This is a genomic window from Tumebacillus avium (genome assembly GCF_002162355.1).
Lineage (GTDB): Bacteria > Bacillota > Bacilli > Tumebacillales > Tumebacillaceae > Tumebacillus_A > Tumebacillus_A avium.
In genome coordinates, this window is the sequence record NZ_CP021434.1 from 766,435 (window position 1) to 787,431 (window position 20,997).

The 20,997-nt window shown below is 59.2% G+C and carries 6 protein-coding genes; all 6 read right to left on the reverse strand.

The genetic code is table 11. From position 1 onward, the window contains the following. Positions 1 to 2: 2 nt before the first annotated feature. The 6 genes from CBW65_RS03620 to CBW65_RS03645 are packed head-to-tail and all read right to left on the reverse strand — an operon-like array spanning position 3 to position 20,810. Positions 3 to 3,896: a type I polyketide synthase gene (locus CBW65_RS03620; protein ID WP_087455639.1), complete on the reverse strand. Its 3,894-nt coding sequence runs from the start codon at positions 3,894 to 3,896 to the stop codon at positions 3 to 5. Positions 3,897 to 3,913: 17 nt separating this feature from the next. Further along, positions 3,914 to 11,566 (reverse strand): SDR family NAD(P)-dependent oxidoreductase, encoded by a 7,653-nt coding sequence (locus tag CBW65_RS03625; protein WP_087455640.1) that lies wholly within the window; start codon positions 11,564 to 11,566, stop codon positions 3,914 to 3,916. 32 nt (positions 11,567 to 11,598) lie between these two features. Further along, entirely contained in the window at positions 11,599 to 15,483 is a 3,885-nt protein-coding gene (locus tag CBW65_RS03630) for a type I polyketide synthase (RefSeq protein ID WP_087455641.1), read from the reverse strand. A gap of 19 nt (positions 15,484 to 15,502) precedes the next feature. Beyond that, on the reverse strand, positions 15,503 to 18,079 hold the full coding sequence (locus CBW65_RS03635; RefSeq protein WP_198299743.1) for a non-ribosomal peptide synthetase: 2,577 nt from the start codon (positions 18,077 to 18,079) through the stop codon (positions 15,503 to 15,505). Positions 18,080 to 18,090: 11 nt separating this feature from the next. Then, a complete protein-coding gene (locus tag CBW65_RS03640) occupies positions 18,091 to 18,801 on the reverse strand; it encodes a thioesterase II family protein (protein ID WP_087455643.1) in 711 nt (236 codons plus the stop codon). Between the two features lie 8 nt (positions 18,802 to 18,809). Then, positions 18,810 to 20,810: a cyclic peptide export ABC transporter gene (locus tag CBW65_RS03645; RefSeq protein WP_087455644.1), complete on the reverse strand. Its 2,001-nt coding sequence runs from the start codon at positions 20,808 to 20,810 to the stop codon at positions 18,810 to 18,812. Positions 20,811 to 20,997 lie beyond the last annotated feature (187 nt).

The window sequence follows — 20,997 nt, forward strand, 5'->3', positions numbered from 1 at the left end:
CATTAGGTGAAATTCTTGATCATATCGTCGATGCTCAAGTTGCCTTTTTCCAGCTCCTCGAACATGTCGTTGTACGATTCGATTTGCTCTTCTTCGGTCAGCGCCTGCGGTTCGCCATCGAGCTTGCTTTGGATAAATTCGGACAGAGCTGCGACCGTCGTGTAGTTGAACAGGTCGATCAGCTTCACCGCGCCCGGCAGCTCTTTCTCCAAAATCGCATGCATGTGGTTGAGCATCACCGAGTCGCCGCCGAGTTCAAAGAAGGAGTCGTGAATGTTGATCTCGGAGAAGCCAAGCACCGCGTTGTAGATCTGCGCGACTTTCATTTCGATGTCGGAGAACGCTTCGCCGTCCTTGCCTTTCAAAGACACCGGGCCGCCGGCAGCGCCGCGCGCTTCCTGGCGCGGGGCGGTGGAGAGGCCGCGTTCTTTCATCAGGCGCAGGCACTTGTTGCGGATCTTGTCGGACAGCTTGAACGGCAGGCGGTCGATCAGGTAGAGGAACTGCGTGATGTAGGAGAACTCCCCGATCAGCACGTTTTGGCTGAGGCGTTTGTTCATCACGACTTGCAGTCCGGCCAGCGCCTCTTCGGTGGTCAGCGCTTTAAAGATCGAGTCGTAGTTGAAGCCCCAGTCTACCGCCATCCCCGTCTCTTTCCAGGTCGACCAGTTGATCGACAACGTCTTCTTGCCCGCTTTGCTGCGGTTCGCCGCAAAGATGTCGAGGTAGGCGTTGGCTGCCGTGTAGTCGCCGTGGCCCGGTTCGCTCAAGATCGACAGGCCGGACGAGAAGCAGATCAGGAAGTCGAGCTGGTCCTGCGCAGTCAGGCGGTCGAGAATCCACGTGCCGAAGATTTTCGGCGCAAGCACTTGGTCGAACGCTTCCTGCGTCTTTTTAAAGAGGAAGCCGTCGCCGGGGATACCAGCTCCGTGGACGATCCCGTCAATTTGGCCAAAACGGGTGCGCACATCGGCGAGCGCCGTTTCCATCGCGTCATAATCGGCGGTGTCTGCCGCGTAGAAGACCACTTGCGAGCCTTGGGACTCGATCCCGCGAATCGCTTCGATGCGCTTGATGGCTTTGGCATCGCTGCCGGCCGCCAAAATGCTGTCCCACGCTTCCCGGTCGGGCATCGGCGTTCGGTTGATCATGACCAGCGTGACCGGGTGGTGCGCAGCGAAACTTTTCGCCACTTCCAGCCCGATGCCGCCAAGTCCGCCGGTGATCAGGTAGACGCCGCCCTCCTTGATCGCCACCGGCTCGTCCGCGACTGCTTCCATGTCGATTTCGGTGAACTCTTCCATGTAGCGCTTGCCGTCGCGGTACGCCGCCTGGTACGCTTCGCTGCCGGGGAGGAAGCTCAGATCGCCCCACAGGAGGCCGACGTTCGCCACATCATCTGTGTCGATACAGCGGATGCGCAGGCCCGGATGCTCCTGATTGGCCGCTTTGCCGATCCCGAGCAGCGGTGCGCTTTCCGCACGAAGGGTTACTTCCTGACCGGTGACGTTGTGCACGTTCTCGGCGATCACCGTGACGTTCACATCCTGATCAAATCCTTTGTGCACCAAAGCGCGAATCAGGTAGAACATCGCGTACACGCCGCGAGTTTGGCTGTCCTGCAGCTCGGTGAAGCTCTCCGGGCTGTGCTCAGCGATGCCGGCCAGATGCAGCACGCGTGTCAACTGCCCCGCGCCCACCGCATCGAGCACCTGCCCGTAGTCGGCTTCCGCTCCGGTGATCACAAAAGCGTCTTCGCCCAGCTGCTGATACGCCGTGCCGAATTCGACGGTGATCACGCGCTCGCTGCACGCTTGCAGACGCTCGGCGTACTGCTGCCAGACGCCGCGCTGGTCTTTGAAGAGCAGGACCGTTTTTTCTGCCAGCTCCTCCCCCTGTGCTTCCAGCGCACGGGGTTGCCAAGCGACGGTGAAAAATTGGTCTTCGTCCTCTTCGACAAACGTTTCCAGCACGTCCGGCAAGTCCAGCCAGCAGCGGGTCGGCTCGAACGGATAGGATGGCAGATGCAGGCGGGTGTGTTCCTTTTTGTCATAGAGCTTGTCCCAGGCCATGTCTGCGCCTTGAATGTACATCCGCGCGATCTCGCGCAGAGCACCTTCGTCGCTTTTGCCGCCAGCAATCCACGCATCGAGCGCCGTGCCTGCCTTGGCTTGCAGCGCCATGCGCTCCTGCTCGGTGATGCCTTCGCCTTGCTTGGCGTTTGTGATGATGCGGAACGTGCCTTGCTCTACACCTTCGAGCGTGGTCAGTTTTTCCACCAGTTCCGCCTGATCGCGGAAGATGACGGCGAGGCGGTGCGGATGCTGTCCGCGTCCCGTGTTCGCCGTGTAGCAGACGCTCGCGAGGTCGGGCTGTGCTCCCTGCAAGTAGTCGAGATACTGCCCGGTCATCGCCTGCAGCGCCTCTGCGCTTTTGGCCGAGAGGGTCAGCAGATGGAGCCCAGAGTCTGCTTGCGGACGTCTTGCCGCCACCGCCGGAGCTTCCTCCAGCACCACATGGCAGTTCGTGCCGGAGATGCCAAACGAGGAGACCCCGCAGCGGCGCGGCTGCCCTTCCGGCGTGTCCCACGGGCGCAGCACGTTGTTGACGTACACGGGCGACTCGGTGAAGCGGATCGTTTTGTTCGGCTTGTCAAAATACAGGGACGGCGGCAGTTGTTTGTTGTTCATCGCCAGCACCGTCTTGACCAGCGACAGGAGTCCTGCCGCTTCCGAAGAGTGCCCGATGTTCGTTTTCAAGGAACCGATGGCGCAAAACTGCGTTTTGGCGGTGTATTTGCGGAAGGCGTCTTGAATGCCTTTGATCTCAATCGGGTCGCCGAGCTTGGTGCCGGTGCCGTGCGTTTCGATATAGGAGATCGTCTCCGGGGCAATTTTCGCGTCTTCCCACGCTTTGACGATGACGTCCGTCTGCGAGGCCGGGTTGGGCGCGGTGAGCCCGACGGAGTTGCCGTCCTGGTTCATCGCCACCCCTTTGATCACCGCATAGACCGAGTCGCCGTCCTGCAAGGCTTTTTTCAGCGGCTTGAGCAGGATCGCCACCACGCCTTCGCCGATGCCTGCGCCGTTCGAGTCGTCGTTAAACGCGCGGGTGCGCCCGTCGGTCGACTCGATGCCGATCTTCATGTTCTCGTCATCGAGCGGCATGATGTTCAGCTTCACACCGCCGGCCACCGCCATCTCGCATTTGCCGTTGCGCAATGCTTCGACAGCGAGATTGACGGCGACGAGCGAGGACGAGCAGGCCGTGTCGATGACCATGCTTGGCCCGCGCAAATCGAGCAGATACGAGATGCGGCTGGGCAGTACAGCGGAGAGGTTGCCGACCATCGACAGGGGGAGCGCACTGGGCTCCACGTCGTAGATCTGCTTGAGGTACATGTCGCGCAACGAGCTGGCAAATCCGGCGTAGACCCCGGTATTGCTGCCTGTCATCTTGTCGCCGCCGTAGCCTGCATCTTCAATCGCGCTCCACACCGTTTCCAAAAAGAGGCGCTGGTGCGGGTCCATCAAGCTCGCTTCTTTTTTCGAAAGCTTGAAGAATTTGAAATCGAACTTGTCGATGTGTTCCATATAGCCGTTTTCGTTGTAGCGGATCGCTCCGCCGCCCGCACCGGTCAGTTGCAGATACGCGGTGATGTCCTTGCTGCGGGAGTCGGGAAAATCGGTGATGCAGTCGGTGCCGGATGAAATGTTTTGCCAATACTCATCCAAATCGTTCGCCAGCGGGGCTCGGCCTGACATGCCGATGATCGCGATGTCGTCCGCCACTTGAAAATCGGTTTCTTTCAACTCTTTGACGAGTTGAATGGCGGTGTCCTTTTCGATCTTGCCTTTGGCCGTTTGGTCGAGGATGAATTTGAAAAGCTGATCCACGCGCTTGCTTCCCCCCGTCAAATGTCCTTTAAGCTGTTCAACGCCTCTTCGAGGCTCACGTCGTCATTTTCCAAGTTGTCAAAGATGTTGCGCAGCGCATCTTCAATGTCCGGCTTCTCTTCCGGCACCACAGCCGCCTGATCGCCGTCTTTTTCCTTGATGTACTGGGCGAGCTTGTAGATCGAGGTGTATTCGAAAATGTCGGTCACGGCGATCACGCCCGGCCACTCTTTGTCGAGCAAGGTGTGCATGCGGGTCAGCAGGATCGAGTCGGCGCCAAGCTCAAAGAAGTTGTCGTAGATGTTGATCTCCGAGAACCCAAGCGTCTCCTGGCAGATCTCGGCGATGCGCTTCTCCGTCTCCGCGTATTCACCGCTGTCATTGCCGACGAGCACAACTTCGCCTGCCGGACTCCCTTTTGCTTTCTTCAGGCGAGCCTTCGTGCTCGACGTGCGCTTGCCGAGTTCCCCGCCGATTTTGTTCGACAGGCGGAACGCCGACTTTTCGAGCAGGAAGATGATCTTGGAGTCGTAGTTGACTTCCCCGATCAAGGCGCGCGGAACTCCTTTGTTCAGGATTTTGTCCAGCCCTTCGATCGCCTCGCGGGTCATGATCGCTTTGAACAAGGTGTCGATGTTGAAGTTGTGCTGCACCGACATCCCCGTTTCACGCCAGGTCGACCAGTTGACGGTGATCGTGCGCAGCCCCAACTTGTTGCGGTAGCTGGCGTACGAGTCGAGGTAGGAGTTCGCCGCGATGTAGTCGCCTTGGCCCGGCATCGAGAACATCGACGCAATCGAGGAGAACAGCACCAGGAAGTCGAGATTGTCTTCGCGGGTCAGCTCATCGAGGTTCCATGTCCCTTGGACTTTCGGCGTGAACACCGCGTCGAAATCGGCCTGGCTGCGGGTGACGATCGGTTCTGCACCGCCAACCCCGGCGCCATGGATCACCCCGTCGATTTTGCCCCATTTGCTGCGGACCTCGCTGAGAACGGCTGCCAGCGCCTCGCGGTCGGCGACGCTCACGCTGTAGCAGGTGACCGTGCCGCCTAACGCTTCGATCGACTGCAAGTTGCGGATCTTCTCGATGGTGCGTTCGTCTTGGCCCGCTTCGAGAATTGCGCCCCATTCCTCAGCTGCCGGCATCTTCGAACGGTTGAGCAGGACGAGGTGGATGAGGTTCTGACTGGCCAGATAACGTGCCACTTCCAGACCGATCCCGCCTGCGCCGCCGGTGATCACGTAGACGCCGTCTTCTTTCACCTGGAGCGGCCGGTCTTCGGCGCGGTCAGCATCAACTTCGGTAAACTCTTCGATAAAGCGTGCGCCGGAGCGGTAGGCGACTTGGTACAGGTCGTGTTCCGCTTCCAGTTCTGCGTACAACGCTTCGAGCGGTGTTTGCTCGTCGATGTCGATGCAGCGGGTGATCAAGTTCGGATGCTCTTTGCGGACGACTTTGCCCATCCCAAACATCGTGGCATTTTCCGGACGGATGCGCGGTTCGGCTCCCGTCACTTCTGCTGTGTATTCGGCGATGGTCACGATGTCGAGTTCGCGCTCGATGCCCGCTGCGGCGAGGCCGCGCACGAGGCGGAACAAAGAGTACAACCCGATCTCCTGATTGGCTTCCAAGCTTTCCAGCGAGTTCACTTCCTCCGCTTGGACGGCGAAGAGATGCACGATCTTGTCCAGTTCGATCGCTTTGACCGCATCAGCCAGCGCGAAGTAATCGGCTTCCGACCCGGTGATCACGTACTGCTGATCGCTCAGCTTGCGATACGCTTGGCCCAGTTCCACGGTGATGACGAGGCGGTTTTCGGCGCGGTATCTTGCTGCCAACTGCTCGCCGATGCCTTTGCCATCTTGGAACAGGAGCACGCCGCCGGTGACGGTGCGTGTTGCAGCCGAAGCCAGCGTTTCCGGCTTCCACGCAATGGTGAAAAATTGATCCGGCTTGTCGCTGAGCCGCTGCTTGCGTCCTTCCGGCACTTCCAGCCAGCAGGGGTTCGGCTCGTACGGATAGAGCGGCAGCGAGATGCGCTGAGCGGGAAGATCCTGGTACAGCTCGATCCAGTCCACGTCGGCGCCGCGCACATACAAGGCGCAGAGCTCTTCCAGCAGTTGCACGTCTTGACGGCCCGAGTCGAGGTAGGCGAACAGTTTCTCACGCGCTTCCCCGCTCAATTGTGCCCGGTCGCGCTCGGTGATCGCCGCTGCGCTGTCCTGCGGTTCGCTGACCACGCGGTGGAAGCCATGGAAAATGTCGGTCTGGCTGCCCCCGTCAAGCTGCAAGCTCGCCAACTTGTCGGCCAGATGCTCGCCTTCGCGCAGCAGGATCGCCAGACGATGGTTGCTATGGTCGCGCCCGGTGCTTGCGGTGAAGCAGATGTCGAGCATGTCCGCATCCGGGTTGTCGCGCAGGAACGTGCGATAGTCGGCGATCAACGTTTCAAACGAATACTCGCCCTTGGCCGACAAGGTGAACACTTGCAGACCCTGCTCACGGCCGATCTTTTCCCGCACCGGCGCTGCTTCGAGCACGATATGCGCGTTGGTGCCGGAGAAGCCCCACGAGCTGACCCCGGCGCGCATCGGCACGTCCGCATTTTCATACGGGCGAGTCCGCGTGTTGACATAGACCGGAGAGTCGGTGAAAGAGATTTTCGGATTCGGACGTTCGAAATGGATCGACGGCGGAATCTGCTTGTTTTTGATCGCCAGCACCGATTTGACAAACGCGGTGATCCCGGCCGCTTCGTAGAGGTGGCCGATGTTCGATTTGACCGCGCCGATCGCGCAGAACTGCGTTTTGTCGGTGAACTTTTGGAACGCTTTTTGCAGCGCGTCGATTTCAATCGGGTCGCCCAGCGGTGTGGCGGTGCCGTGCGCCTCGATGAAGGACAAGGTTTCCGGATGGACGCCGGCCCGCTGCCAGGCTTTGACGAGCACACTTTCCTGTGCCGCCGGGTTGGGCGCGGTGATGCCCATCGAAGTGCCGTCCTGGTTGTAGGCGCTGCCTTTGATCACAGCATAGACTTGGTCGCCGTCGGCGAGCGCTTGCTTCAGCGGCTTGAGCAGCACGGCGGCTGCCCCTTCGCCGAGGCCGGAACCGGTCGCCTGGTTGTCAAACGTCATCGTGTAGCCGGTTGCCGACTCGATGCCGATCTTCATATACTCGCGGTCGAGCGGTGCCAGCGAGATGCGAGCGCCCGCGACAATCGCCGCTTCGCAGTCCCCGTTTTTGATGTCGCGGCAAGCTGCATGGATCGCGACCAGCGTCGAGGAGCAGGCCGTGTCGATCACCATCGCCGGACCTTTCAGGTCGAGGAAGTAGGTTATCCGGCTCGGGATCATCGCCGCGATGTTGCCGACAGCGGAGATCGGGAGCAGTTCCGGGTCGATCTCGTTGATCATCCGCTGGTAGGAGTCTTTCAAGGACGATGCGAAACCGACGTAGACGCCGGTGTTGCTGCCGGCTAGTCGGGTGCCGCCGTAGCCAGCATCTTCGATCGCATGATAGATCGTCTTCATGAACAAGCGTTGATGCGGGTCGGTCAGCGCCGCTTCTTTCGGCGACAGTTTAAAGAACTTGTAGTCAAATTCGTCGATGTTGTCGAGGTACGCGCCTTTGAGGTACTTGAGGTTCTCCTCTTTTTCGCCTTCAAAGAGCAGGTATTCGTTCATCGTCTTGGCGCGGTGATCCGGGAACGGCTTGATCGAGTCCAGACCGCCGGCGATGTTCGCCCAGAACTCGTCTGCGTTGCCGGCCATCGGCATGTCGACCGCCAGACCGATCACCGCGATGTCGTCGTCGGAGATTTCGTTCGCGCGCTCGCCGATGGTCAGCTTTTCGGCCGCTTCGTCGTTGCCGATAAACTCGGACAGCTTGGAGATCGAGGTGTGCGCAAACAGGTCAGCCACTTTGACTTTGCCCGGGAATTCCTGATCGAGCTGGGCGTGCATCTTGTTCAGCATCAGCGAATCGCCGCCGAGTTCAAAGAACGAATCATGCACGTTGATCTCGTCAAAGCCCAAGATGTCGCGGTAGATCTGCGCCACCGTTTTCTCGACCGCTGTGATCTCGCCGTCTTTCCCGATCAGGCGGATTTCGCCTTTGCCGCCGCTGCGCTTTTTCTGTTCGGACGCTTGCGGGCGATTGGCGGCGAGCAGCGCTTTCGTCTGGTCGAGCAGCAGTTGCGTTTTCGGCGAGATGTGGAAGGACAAGGTTTCGAGCAGCGCCATGTACTGGCTCTTGTAGTTCAGCTCGCCGATCAGGACGCGCGGAATCTGCTTGTTCAGCACTTCATCAAAGCCTTTAATCGCCTGCTCCGTCGGGATCGACTTGAAGATCAGGTCGACGTTAAATCCATACTCGACCGACATCCCCGCCGATTTCCACGACGTCCAGTCGAACGTGGTGGTCAGGCGGCCTTGTTTGTTGCGGTACGCCGCATACGCGTCTTTGTAAGCGTTGGCCGGCACATAGTCGCCTTGGCCCGCTTCGCCGAGGATCGCGATCCCGGAGGAGAAGATCAGGAAGAAATCGAGCTCGTCCGCTTGGGTCAGCTGGTCGAGAATCCACGTTCCTTGAATCTTCGGCGCGACCACTTCGTCAAACACCGCATGCTCTTTGCGGACGAGATAGCCGTCGCCCGGAATCCCGGCCGCATGCAGAACGCCGTTGATCTTGCCGTATTTGCTGCGCAGTCCGACGAGCACCGACTGCAACTCATCGGCGTCGGCGACGTTCGCGGCGTAACAGTCCACCGTGGTGCCGTTCGCTTCGATCTCTTCGATAAAGGACAGCTTGTGGCGCAACTTCTTGTCCTCGGTCGTGCTTTGCAAAGCGGCCCACTCGGAGCGGTCAGGCATCCCGGAGCGGCTGAGCAGGGCGAGGTTGATTTTGCCTTTGGATGCAAAATGCTTGGCGATCTCCAGGCCAATTCCGCCGGTGCCGCCGGTGATCAGGTAGACGCCGTCCGCTTTCATTTCAATCGGGTGATCCGGGAACGCGGGCAGATCCACTTCGGTGAACTGCTCTTCGTATCGCCCCCCGTCGCGGTACGCCACTTGGTACAGCGTGCCGGTTGCATTCAGTTCGGCCAGCAAGGTCTCGACGCTAACTTCATCGTCGAGATCGAGGCAACGGCACTTGAGATGCGGATATTCGAGCGACACGACTTTGCCGATCCCAAACAAGGAGGCATTTTCCGGCTTGAGCAACGGCTCTGTGCCAGACACTTCGCTTGCGTAGTCGGCGATCAGGACGATGTCGAGGTTGTCGCGGAAGTTGTTGTTCATCAGGGCACGGGTCAGGTAGAACGCGCTGTACAGCCCGCGTTGCTGGCTTGCGGTCAAATCGCTCAGGCTGCCAACCCCGGTTTGACCCGTTTTGGCGAACAGATGCACGATCTGGGAGAGCGGTTCGTGCTGCAGGGTTTCGAAGAGCAGGTGATAGTCTTCTTCCCGGCTCCCGATCACAAAATGGTTCGGGGCGAGCTGCTCAAACGCAACGCCTGCCTCGACCATGATGCAAGCTCGTCCCCCAGCCCGATACTCGGCAGCAAGTTGTGCGCCCAGACCCATTTGATCTGCAAAAATCAGCACGGTGCCCAGCTTCATTTCTGCGTCTGCCGGAGCGTTCAACTTCCCCGGCACCCAGTTCATCGTGTAATACAGGTCGAGTTCCGGCTCTTGCTCGGCTGCCGCGTCCAGGCTGATGTCCAGCCAGCAGCGGGTGAGTTCGAACGGATAGGTCGGCAGCGGCAAACGATAGGCTTCCCGCCCTGCATACAGCGCCGTCCAGTCGATCTCCGCCCCTGCGGTGTACAGCTTGCAGAAGTGATCAAGCACGGTGCGGGACTGCCACAGCTCGTCCGCTTTTTCCTGCAAAAATTCGGCCGTCTGCCGCGTCAACGCATGCAGGTCGCCTTCGGTCATCTCGTTTTCGCCCAGCACGTCGCGCCCTTTCGGCACGATTTTGTGCTGGCCGTAGAAGACGCCGCGCGCGCGGGTCCCTTGCGGCTGCCAGGCATCCAACTTGTTGCGCAGATCGTCGAGACTGTTCACCACCAGCGCCAGACGGTGCGTGTAGTGGCCGCGTCCCGTGTTGGCGGTGAAGCAGATGTCTGCCAACGCAAGCTCTGTGCCGCTTTGCAACTGCGTGCGGTACGCCGCAACGAGCCGTTCCAGCGCCCCTTCCGTTTTTGCAGACAAGGTGAGCAGATGCGCGGTGGAAGGTTCGGCCGGCACCGGCAGTGGAGCACGCTTTGGCGCTTCTTCCAGCACGATGTGTGCGTTGGTGCCGGAGATGCCAAACGAGGAGACCCCGCAGCGGCGCGGCTGACCTTCCGGCGTGTCCCAGTCGCGCAGTTTGTTGTTCACATAGACTGGCGAGTTGCCGAAATCGATCGTGCGGTTCGGCTTGTTAAAATGCAGCGCCGCCGGAATTTTCTTGTTTTGCAACGCGAGCACCGCTTTGATAAAGTTCGCCGCGCCGGCCGCTTCAAACAGGTGGCCGATGTTCGTTTTGACAGAGGACAAGGCGCAGAACTGCGTGTTGTTCGTGTAGCGGCGGAAGGCGTTTTGGATGCCTTTGACTTCAATCGGGTCGCCGAGGTTGGTGCCGGTGCCGTGCGTCTCGATGTAGGAGATCGTCGCCGGGTCGATTTTCGCATCTTCCCACGCTTTGACGATCACGTCGGTCTGGGCAGCCGGGTTGGGCGCGGTGATGCCGATCGAGCTGCCGTCCTGGTTGACGGCGACGCCTTTGATCACCGCATAGATGTGATCTCCGTCGTTCATCGCTTCCTGGAGCGGCTTGAGCAGCACCGCTGCCACGCCTTCACCGACCCCTGCGCCGTCGGAGCGGTCATCAAAGGCGCGGGTTCTGCCGTCCGCCGACTCGATGCCCAGCGTCTCGCTGTCATCTTTCGTCGGCACCGTGCTCAGCCGAATCCCGCCGGCGATCGCCATCGAGCATTGCCCGCTGCGCAGCGCCTGCACCGCAAGCGAGATCGAGACCAGCGAAGAGGAGCAGGCGGTGTCGATGACCATCGTCGGCCCCTTTAGGTCGAGATGGAAGGAGATGCGGCTTGGAATCAGCGCGGTCAAGTTGCCGACGATGGAAGAGGAATCGAGCTCCGTGCTGTCATAGACGACTTTGCCGTACGAGTCTTTCAGGTTGTTGGCAAATCCGACATAGACCCCGGTGTTCGTGCCGGCCAGCTTCTGCCCGCCGTAGCCTGCGTCTTCAATCGCCGCCCACACCGTCTCCAAAAAGAGGCGCTGGGCCGGGTCCATCATGCTCGCTTCTTTTGGCGAGATGCGGAAGAATCCGCAGTCAAACTTGTCGATGTGATCCAAGTACGCGCCTTCGCTGTACTCGGTGTCTTCGCTGAAGCGGCCTTGGCTTTTCAGGTAGACGTCGATGTCTGCTCTGCGCGAATCGGGAAACTGCCGGATCGCGTCGATGCCGTTTTCGATCACCGACCAGTAGTCTTCGAGCGTATTGGCCAAAGGCAGGTCGGCTGCCATCCCGATCACAGCGATGTCGCCCGAGGTGTTGACCTCTTCTTCTTTGAGCATCTTGATCATCTCAACGGCGGTCTGTTTCTCAATCTTGCCGGCGTTGATGTTTTCGACTACGAATTTGTAGATATTTTTCATATCAGTCCTTACCCCACTCTGAGTTATTTGCCTTACAGCTTACTCAGACTTTCCACCAGCTCGTCGATGGAGAGGTTCCCTTTCTCCATCTCGCCGAGCAGATCGTGTACGCCTTGATCCAGTTCGACGTCCGGTTTTTTCTCTTTTTCCGGGAGCATGGCCGGCGGTTCGCTTGCCGAGTTTTGGGCGGCGATGTAGTTCGCCAGCTTCAAGATCGTCGAGTGCTCGAAAATGTCGGCGACGGCGACTTGGCCCGGATATTCGATCTCCAGCCTGGCATGCATTTTCTTCAGCAACAGCGAATCTGCGCCAAGCTCAAAGAACGAGTCGTAGATGTTGATCTCCTGGAAGCCCAGCGTCTCCTGGCAGATCACGGCGATTTTCTGCTCGATCTCGGAGTACGATTCCTCGCCGCGTCCGACCAGTTTGACCGGGCCGCCCGCAGGTTTGGAGACTTTTTTCGCCGGGCTTTTGACTGTGGTGCGCTCCAGCGTCCGGCGAATCTGCGCGGAGAGGCGATACTGATAGCTTTCGATCAGCCCGATGCGCTCCCACGCGTAGTTCAGCTCGCCGATCAGCACACCGTGCACCGCGCGGTTCAAGACGGTGGCAAACCCGTGCATCGCCTGCTCTTTGGTGATCGCTTTAAACAGCGTGTCGGCAGCAAAACCGCTGCGGGCTGCCATCCCCGTCTCTTTCCAGGTCGACCAGTTGATCGCCAGCGTGCGCTTGCCCCGCTTGCTGCGGGCTTCGGCGAACGCATCGAGGTAGGCGTTGGCAGCCGTATAATCCCCTTGCCCCGCACCGCTGAACATCGTGGCAATCGAGGAGTAGACGATCATGAAGTCCAGCTCATCCGCTGCGGTCAGCTCATCGAGGTTCCACGTCCCTTGCACTTTCGGCGCAAACACAGCGTGGAAATCGGCCGGCTTGCGCGCGGCGATCATCTCTGCGCCGCCAACGCCTGCGCCGTGCACGATGCCGTCGATTTTGCCAAAGCGGCTGCGGACATCGGCGAGCGCCGTTTGCAGCTGCTCGCGGTCCAGCACATCCACTGCGTAAAGCGCAACGGTGGCGCCCAGTTCCTCCAAGGCCAGAATGTCTTGGATGCGCTGCATGGCGCGAACGTCTTCTCCGGCGTTCAAGATGTCATCCCACTCGTCGCGCGAGGGCAACTGCGAGCGGTTGAGCAGCACGAGGTTGACCCGATTTTGCCCGGCGAAATAGCGTGCCGTTTCCAGCCCGATCCCGCCCGTTCCGCCGGTGATCAGATAGACGCCGTTTTCTTTGATCTCCAGCGGTTGCTCATCAGCAAGCTCAATGTCCGCTTCGCCAAACTCTTCGACAAAACGGGCATCGCCGCGATACGCCACACCGTACACATCGGTCTTGGCTTCCAGCTCTGCAAATAAGGCTTGGCAGGAGGTGTGTTCATCGAAGTCAATCGTGCGGCAGAGCAGATTCGGATGCTCGCGGCGCACCACTTTGCCCATCCCGAACAGAGTCGCGTGCTCCGGGTGCAACGCCGTTTCGGCCTGGGTGACAGAACGCACCGTCCGGGCGGCGAGCACGACGTCGATCTCGCGGTCCGGGTCGCCCAATGCGCGGGTCAGGTAGAAGAGCGAATACACGCCCCTTGCCTGTGCAGCTTCGAGCGCTGCCAACGAGTTCACGGCAGCGCCGTGTTGCGAGAAGAGATGAATCACTTTTCCGAATTTTACATCGGTGAGCGCAGCAGCCAGAGCTGCATAGTCTGCTTCCGCATCGCCGACCGTAAAGCGTCCGTCCCCGTGATCTGCATATCCAGCGCCGTGTTCCACTTCCGCCACGATCCGCCCTTGGTCCCGGTAGCGGGCAGCCAGCTCCTGGCCGAGCCCCTGCGCGTCTTGGAAAATCAGCACCGGTCCGCTCGCCGCATCTGTGTTGACCGGCAATGCTTCCGGCTTCCACGACACCGCGTAGTAGAAATTGTCGGGTGTCTGCACAGCCGTTTCTTCGCGCTCTTCCGGGATCGGCACCCAGCAGCGGGTGCGGGCAAACGGATAGGTCGGCAGGTGCAGCCGCTGCGGATTGGCTCCGCGATACAGGCTTTCCCATTCCAGTTCCGCCCCTTGCACGTACAAGGCGCACAAGTTTTCGAGCAGCTGCGGGTCATCGTTTCCGGCCCAATTGACCTCATTGCTGACCCGCTTCGCCGCTGCCGACAACTCGTCGCGCGCCGCTTCGGTGATCTCGCCCGGCCGGGTCTCTTCCCGCTCGGTCAAAATCAGCTTGTGCATGCCGTAATGGGCCGCCTGCGCCACATTGCCTTTTAACGCCGCCAACTGGTCACGGAGCCCTTCTGCATCTTCCGCGATCAAGGCGAGACGATAAGAATGATGACTGCGCCCGGTGCTCGCTGTGTAACAGAGATCGTCCAGCGCACAATCTCCTTGCCGCAGATACTGCTCATACTGCCGCACCAGCTCTTCCAACGCTTCCACGCTTCTGGCCGACAACGGCAAGATGCGCGGACGTCCAGTGGTGATCGCCGCTTCCGGCTCCGGCGCTTCTTCCAGCACCAGATGGCAGTTCGTGCCGGAGATGCCAAAAGACGAGACGCCGCAGCGGCGCGGACCTTCGCCCGCCTCCCACGCCCGCAGCTTGGTGTTGATGTAGACCGGCGCGGAGGTGAAGGCGATGTTTTTGTTTGGCAGATTCAAGTACAGAGACGGCGGAATCTGCTTGGCGTTCAGCGCCATCACCGCTTTGATCAGCCCGGCGATGCCTGCGCTTTCATACAGATGCCCGATGTTCGTCTTGACCGAAGAGATCGCGCAAAACTGGCTCTTGTCCGTATAGCGGCGGAACGCGCCACACAGCCCGTCGATCTCAATCGTGTCGCCGAGATAGGTGCCGGTGCCGTGCACTTCGATGTAGGAGATCGACTCCGGAGCGACCCCGGCGTTTTCCCACGCTTGCACGATCACGTTTTCCTGCGAGACAGGATTGGGGGCGGTGATGCCCATCGACGTGCCGTCTTGATTGACGGCGCTGCCTTTGATCACCGCATAGATCGCGTCGCGGTCGCGCAGCGCTGCCTGCAGCGGCTTGAGCACCACGATGCCCATGCCTTCGCCAAGCCCCGATCCGCTGGCCCGGTCGTCGAACGTCCGCGTGGCGGCGTCGTTCGATTCGATGCCGATCCGGTGGTTCTCCTGATCGAGCGGGAGAATCGTCAGCCGCACACCGCCGGCGATCGCCATGTCACAGCTGCCGGTCTGCATGGCGCGGCAGGCATGATCGATGGCGACCAGCGACGACGAACACGCCGTATCAACCACAACGCTTGGCCCTTTCAAGTTCATCACATAGGCGATCCGCCCCGGAATCATCGAGGCGAGGTTGCCGGCGACCGACACGGGCAGCAGCTCCGAGTCGACCGCTTCGATGATCTCTTTGTACTTGTAGCCTTCGAGATCACCGATAAAACCGAGATAGACACCTGTGCGGCTGCCGTTTAGTTTGTTGCCGCCATAGCCCGCATTTTCGACGGCCGACCATGCCGTCTGGAGCACCATGCGGTGCACCGGGCTCATCAGGTTGGCTTCCTGCGGGGTCAGTCGGAAAAAGTCATAGTCGAATTTGTCGATGTCATCCACATACGCGGACTGCAGATAGCGTTTCGGGAGGTCGAGCGGATTTTTATAGCGGTAATAGCGGTCGGCATCTCCGCGGCGCTCCTGTGGAAACTCGCGGACGCAGTCGATGCCGTTTTTGATATTGTCCCAAAATTCCTCCACGCTCGAAGCGATCGGCATCTGGGCTGCCATCCCGATGATGGCGATGTCTTTGCCAGCGCTTTCCCGAATCTCAAAGCCCTCGTCACCCTCATCCACATCCAGCTTGAAGGAATCAAGATTGATCTGTAAGCTCAACAACTCTCACCTTCCCGTCTTAGAGTGACTGCCCTTGCTTCGCCGCAGCCTGCACGAGCATCTGCGCCAGTTTGACGAGACCTTGTGCCAGCTTCTTCACGCCGTTTTTGTTCAGGCGTCTGCTGTTGAACGACACATAGAGACCGCGCCGCCCGCGCTCGGTGAACAGTTCGAACACGAGATCGTACGGCAGCGCCCCTTGGGCGTGCACCTTGCGCAGCTCGCGGGTGCAGAAGAACGGCACCACCGCCCGGGGATCTTGGTTCGGCACCGCTGCTCCGGCCAGTTGCACCCCGTAGGCATTGGCCCGATCCGTTTCGGCTGCCGCTTCCTGGACATAGCGCAGCAGCTCGGTCAGCTCGCTCACCTGCTTGGCATCGACCGTCACCGGCACAACTCTCTCATCGGAGACGATCATCGACTGCACCGTCACCACATCGCTTGTGGCGACCTGGGTCAACAGGTGCGTATACAAAGCGAGCATCACCGCTTCATAGGTCAGGCCTAAGCTCGCGGCGAGCTGCTCCAGAGGACTAGACAACCCAGCATCGAGCAGCAGATCGAACGACGCCCCGGCCGCCTCTTCCACCGCACCGGAAAAATAGACTTCGGGCAGCGGCACAGACGCCAGCAGCAGCGACCCTTTTCCTTCAATAAAGTCGGCCATCATCGACACCGACGGATACCCAAACAGATCGGAAATTTTCAGCTTGCCGGGATAGACTTTATCCACGCGCTCATGCATCGTCGTCATCTGCAGCGATGTGCAGCCAAACTTCGTGAAATTGTCGTCCAGCCCGATCTCTTGAATGCCCAGCACATCGCGGGAAATCTGCAACAGCGTCTGCTCGGTGGCCGTGCGTCCGACCACCGCGCCTTCTGCGCTCGGTGCCGCTTGCAGCAGCGCATCCAACTGCTCGCACAGCGCTTTGTACTCGCCGCTCCGATACGCTTCGGCCAGCTTGTAGCGCTGAATCTTCCCGCTTGTCGTCTTCGGAATGTGCTTGACGGGGATCACATCACCCACCGTAAGCCCCAGCCGCTCCGAAATCCGGCGCTTGACCGCCGCGATCACCGGGGTGAACTCCGGCGGCTTTTTCTTGAAGAGCACAAACAGGTGGATCTCATCGCGTTTCAGCTCTTCGTTGTATACGCCGCATGCGGCCGCTTCGCCGCGCGTCACCCCTTCGATGTCCTCGACGATGCGCTCGATGTCGTGCGGGTAGTAATTTTGCCCCTGCACGAAAATGATGTCTTTGGCGCGCCCGGTGATGTACAAGCGCCCGTCGCGCTGAAACCCGAGGTCGCCGGTGTTCAGCCAGCCGTCCGCCGTGATCAGGCGGGATGTCGCTTCCGGGTTGTTGTAGTAGCCCGCCGTGACGTTGCCGCCGCGAATCTGCACGCACCCGACTGTATTTTCGGCCAGCTCGCCGTTTTCCTCATCGGTGATCCGCACTGCGCAGTCCAGCACCGGACGTCCCAGTTCAACGACCAGCAGGGCCTGCTGGTGCTCAGGCGACTCCATCTCCTGCACCGTCTGTCCCACGCCGAGGCTTTGACGGTCCACACACAGCGCGGACAGCCCTTCCTCAAGCCCTGGGAACGTCACCGCCAGCGATGCTTCGGCCAAGCCGTACACGTTCATGATCGCGGTTTGCTTCAGCCCGTACGGCTCCAGCAGGTCGAGAAATTGCTGCACGAGCGGCGCGGAGATCGGTTCGGCCCCGTTGAGCACCGTTTTGATGCAGGACAGGTCCCAGTCTTGCGCAGCTTCCGGCTTAAACGAAAATTGGAAAAACTTATAGCCAAAATTCGGCGAGGTCAAGATCGTCGCGCGGTGCTGGTTGGCTTTTTTCATCCACAGCAAGGGGCGGCGGACGAACAGCCACGTTTCCATGTTCAGCTGGTCGATGTCGCTGAACAGCGGCACCATGTGACAGCCGATCATCCCCATATCATGCGTCAGCGGCAGCCAGGACAGCGACGAGTCTCCCGGCCCCAGATCGACGCCTGTGGCGATCGCATTCATGTTGGTCAGCAGGTTCCGGTGGGTGAGCATCACCCCTTTGGGATCGCCCGTCGAGCCGGAAGAAAATTGGATAAAGGCGAGATCGTTTGGCTCGGGGTACACCACAGCACCTTCCTGCTCCGTGATGTGCAGCACATCTTCAAGCAGCAGCGTGCGCTCTTGCAAAACATCGCTCTCCTCGTGCAAGCCCTGCTCTGCTGCGAACGTCTGCAACGACTCCCAGCGCTTTTTTTCCACGAGCAGCGTCGGGTTGTTCAGCACATTGCGGATGCGGAACACTTTCCATTTGTGCTCCTCGGTGTTGCCGACTGTGATCGGCACCGGGATGATGCCGCCGAGCAGCGCCGCCCAGAACACGTAGAGAAAATGCTCGTTGTTCTCCACTTGAAACAACAGCTCATCGCCTTGCTGCAACCCGCGCGCCTGCAGGTTGAACAGCACGCGGCGCACATGCGTGTAGAACTCCGAGTAGGAAATCACCGTTTCATCCTGATCAGAGCGGATAAACGTGATGCCGCGCCCGCTTTCACGCCTCGCTTCGATCAGTTCGACCAGACTGCGAAACATCTCCACCCCTCCTATCCCCATAACTCCAGCGTTTGGTTGATGATGCCTGCCACTTCCTCCGGGTGCTCGTTCAGGAAGAAATGCCCGCCGTTCACTTTGTAAATCCGGCAGCCAACTTCCGAATGCACCTTCCAGGCGGTCAAGTCCTGTCCCGAGATGTCCCGGTCCTCTTTGCCGCTCAACGCGGAGATCGCGCAGGCCAGCTTGTCCGCCCGCTCTTGATAGCGGTAGTAATGCAGCACGCGGAAATCGGACAAGAGGATCGGCAGGAACGCATTCATCATCTCTTTGTTTTCAAACAGCTCCTGCGGTGTGCCGCCTAAGCGCAGCAGCACATTTTTCAGCTCATCCATCGACAGGTTGTGGTACGGAATCTCATCTTTGAACACCTGCGGCGCGCGTCTCGCCGCGAAGAACAGGTGCTGTGGATTCTGGTGGTGCGACGCTTGCAGCTTGTGGGCCAGCTCATAGGCGGCAAAGCAGCCAAACGAGTGGCCGTAGATCGCATACGGGCGGTCATCAAGCCGGTCTTTCATCATGTGGTACAAGTCCTCGACCACGTCTTCGAACTGCTCATAGCGCGGTTCGCGAAACCGCATGCCCCGTCCGGCCAATTCGACCGGACAGAGCTCGATGTCCTCATGCAGATAGTCCTTCCATTTCGTGTAGACCATCGCCGAACCACCTGCGTACGGGAGACAGAACAACCTGATTTTTCCCATCGCGCCCTCTAGACCGCAAGCACCGGTTCCGCGTCCTCAACGACTTGCCCCTGCTCCATTTTGATCACTTTGTCGGCGAGGCCGAAGTAGCGGTCATCATGGGTGATCGCGATGACGCATTTGCCTTGCGCCTTCATCTCGGGCAGAAGCTCTTCGTAGAAGTACTGGCGGAATTCCGGGTCCTGATCGGCAGCCCATTCGTCAAACAGGTAGACCGGGCGGTCTTCCAAGTAGGAGATGAGCAGGGCGATCCGCTTTTTCTGACCGGTCGACAGCTTGGTCGTCGAGAACACGCCATCGGTGATCTTCAGCTTGTCCTCCACGCCCAGCAGGTGCAGATACTCGTCGATCACGTCTTCCTTGCCTTGGTGCTCGATCCCGTACATTTTGTCGAACAGGAAGTAGTCGGTGAACACCGTTGAGAACAGTTGACCGAGATGTTCCGTATCCATCGCTTCGCCGTTGACGATCACCTGGCCCTGATCCGGCTTGTAGAGACCGGTGATCAGCTTGGCGAGCGTCGATTTGCCGCTGCCGTTGCCACCGGTGATGAAAATGATCTCGCCGGTGCCAAACGCGTAGTTGATCGGGCCTACGCTAAATTTCTCGTTCTCCGCGTTTTTGTAGCTGAACTGCAAGTCTTTCAGTTCGAGCTGCACATCGCTTGGGATCTCCTGGACGATGTCCATCTTCTCCGACTCGACCGCTTTGATCTGCTCGCTGATGTCGTTGATCCGCTTCCACGACACTTTGACTTGCGAGATGCGCGGGATCATGTTCATCACGTTGTCGAGCGGGCCTTTCAGGAACAGGAAGACGAGCACATAGTCGGAAAGCGTGGCGTTGGTCACGCCCGACACCAGCGCCGGAAGCATAAACACGAGGCCGCCGAGCACGACAAATGCGACCAGTTCCCCAACAAAATAGACATTCGCGCCGACCAGTTCTGCGTCGATGCGCTTGGTGCGATATTGTTCACAGCTGTCCACGATGTCCTCTTGGAAATCGTTGCGCCGCGCTTTGTTCAGGTAGAGTTCTTTAAAACCGCCGAGCAGGTCGTTGATGTATTTGAAAAAGATGTTCTGGGTGTCCCGCGCTGCATTAAACTTGGCGTTTGCCGATTTGTTGGCGACGATCAGCAGCACCGCTGCCACCAGCACCATCGCAAACGACATCCCAAGCCCCCAGAGCGAGGAGATCGCCAAGTAGACAAACGAAGTGATGATCGTCACCGACGACGTGATTCCGATGACGATCATGCCGATCGCGCCGGAGATCGTCTCCGTGTCGTTGTTGAGCGAAGTGTAGACTTTTTCCGAACCCACATCTTCCAGCTTGTAGTACGGCGTTTTCAGCAGCTTGCCGATCAACTCCGTGCGTTTGGCAAACAGCATGTTGTTGGTCAGACGGGTCAGCTGCGCCCGGACCAGCTTTTGTCCAAAAACGTAGAAGGCCAGGCCGAGGATAAAGTAAGCGCCAAGTGCCAGCTTCGAGCCGTCAGACGCCAGCGCCATGTTGACGATAAACATCACGAACGCATACGACATCCCGCTGAGCACCGAGAACGTCGAGATCGTGAAGATCCGGCGCTCTTTCGGTCTTGCGAAGTACATGCCGAGCAGAAACTGCAAGTAAAACGCTGCAATCCCCGCCACGATGGCGTACAGCGCGTACATCGTGCTTGGCGGATAGTCGCGGGAAACCTCACTCCACGATGCGCCGTCCATAAACACATCCGGCACAAAATACAAGCCGCTGCCGAGCGCCCCGACGAGCACCAGCGAGAACAAAAATCCTTGCAGCCCCTGCCAGCCGTTGCCTGTAAATTGGCGCGTCTTGCGCACCACCCCAACCAGCGTCGCGAAGATCATCACAACAGACAGCAACGCGAAGAGGCCGCCCACAGCTGCCACCAGCCAGGAAACACCGTTCGCTGAGGCAGGATCAAGCGGTGCAGCAGCTGCCGATTGCGTCAGGCCGACACTGAGCAGCAAAACAAAAACCAGCATTCTTTTCACCCGGAAACACCCTTTCCACAACAATCTGACTTACCAGTACAACTAGTACATTAGATTCACTATAAACTAACGAACCTACTGGATAGACTAGGTCCTTCCTACTGAACCCAAGGGCACCTTGCACACTGAGTATTAGGAAAATATTCACATCCGATATTCCAGTTTGAGTATAAAGTAT

What these genes read in the sequence shown, in the direction of transcription:
- CBW65_RS03625 (WP_087455640.1), bottom strand. Translation starts at nt 11,566, where the DNA reads ATGAAAAATATCTACAAATTCGTAGTCGAAAACATCAACGCCGGCAAG.
- CBW65_RS03640 (WP_087455643.1), bottom strand. Translation starts at nt 18,801, where the DNA reads ATGGGAAAAATCAGGTTGTTCTGTCTCCCGTACGCAGGTGGTTCGGCG.
- CBW65_RS03635 (WP_198299743.1), bottom strand. Translation starts at nt 18,079, where the DNA reads ATGTTTCGCAGTCTGGTCGAACTGATCGAAGCGAGGCGTGAAAGCGGG.
- CBW65_RS03645 (WP_087455644.1), bottom strand. Translation starts at nt 20,810, where the DNA reads ATGCTGGTTTTTGTTTTGCTGCTCAGTGTCGGCCTGACGCAATCGGCA.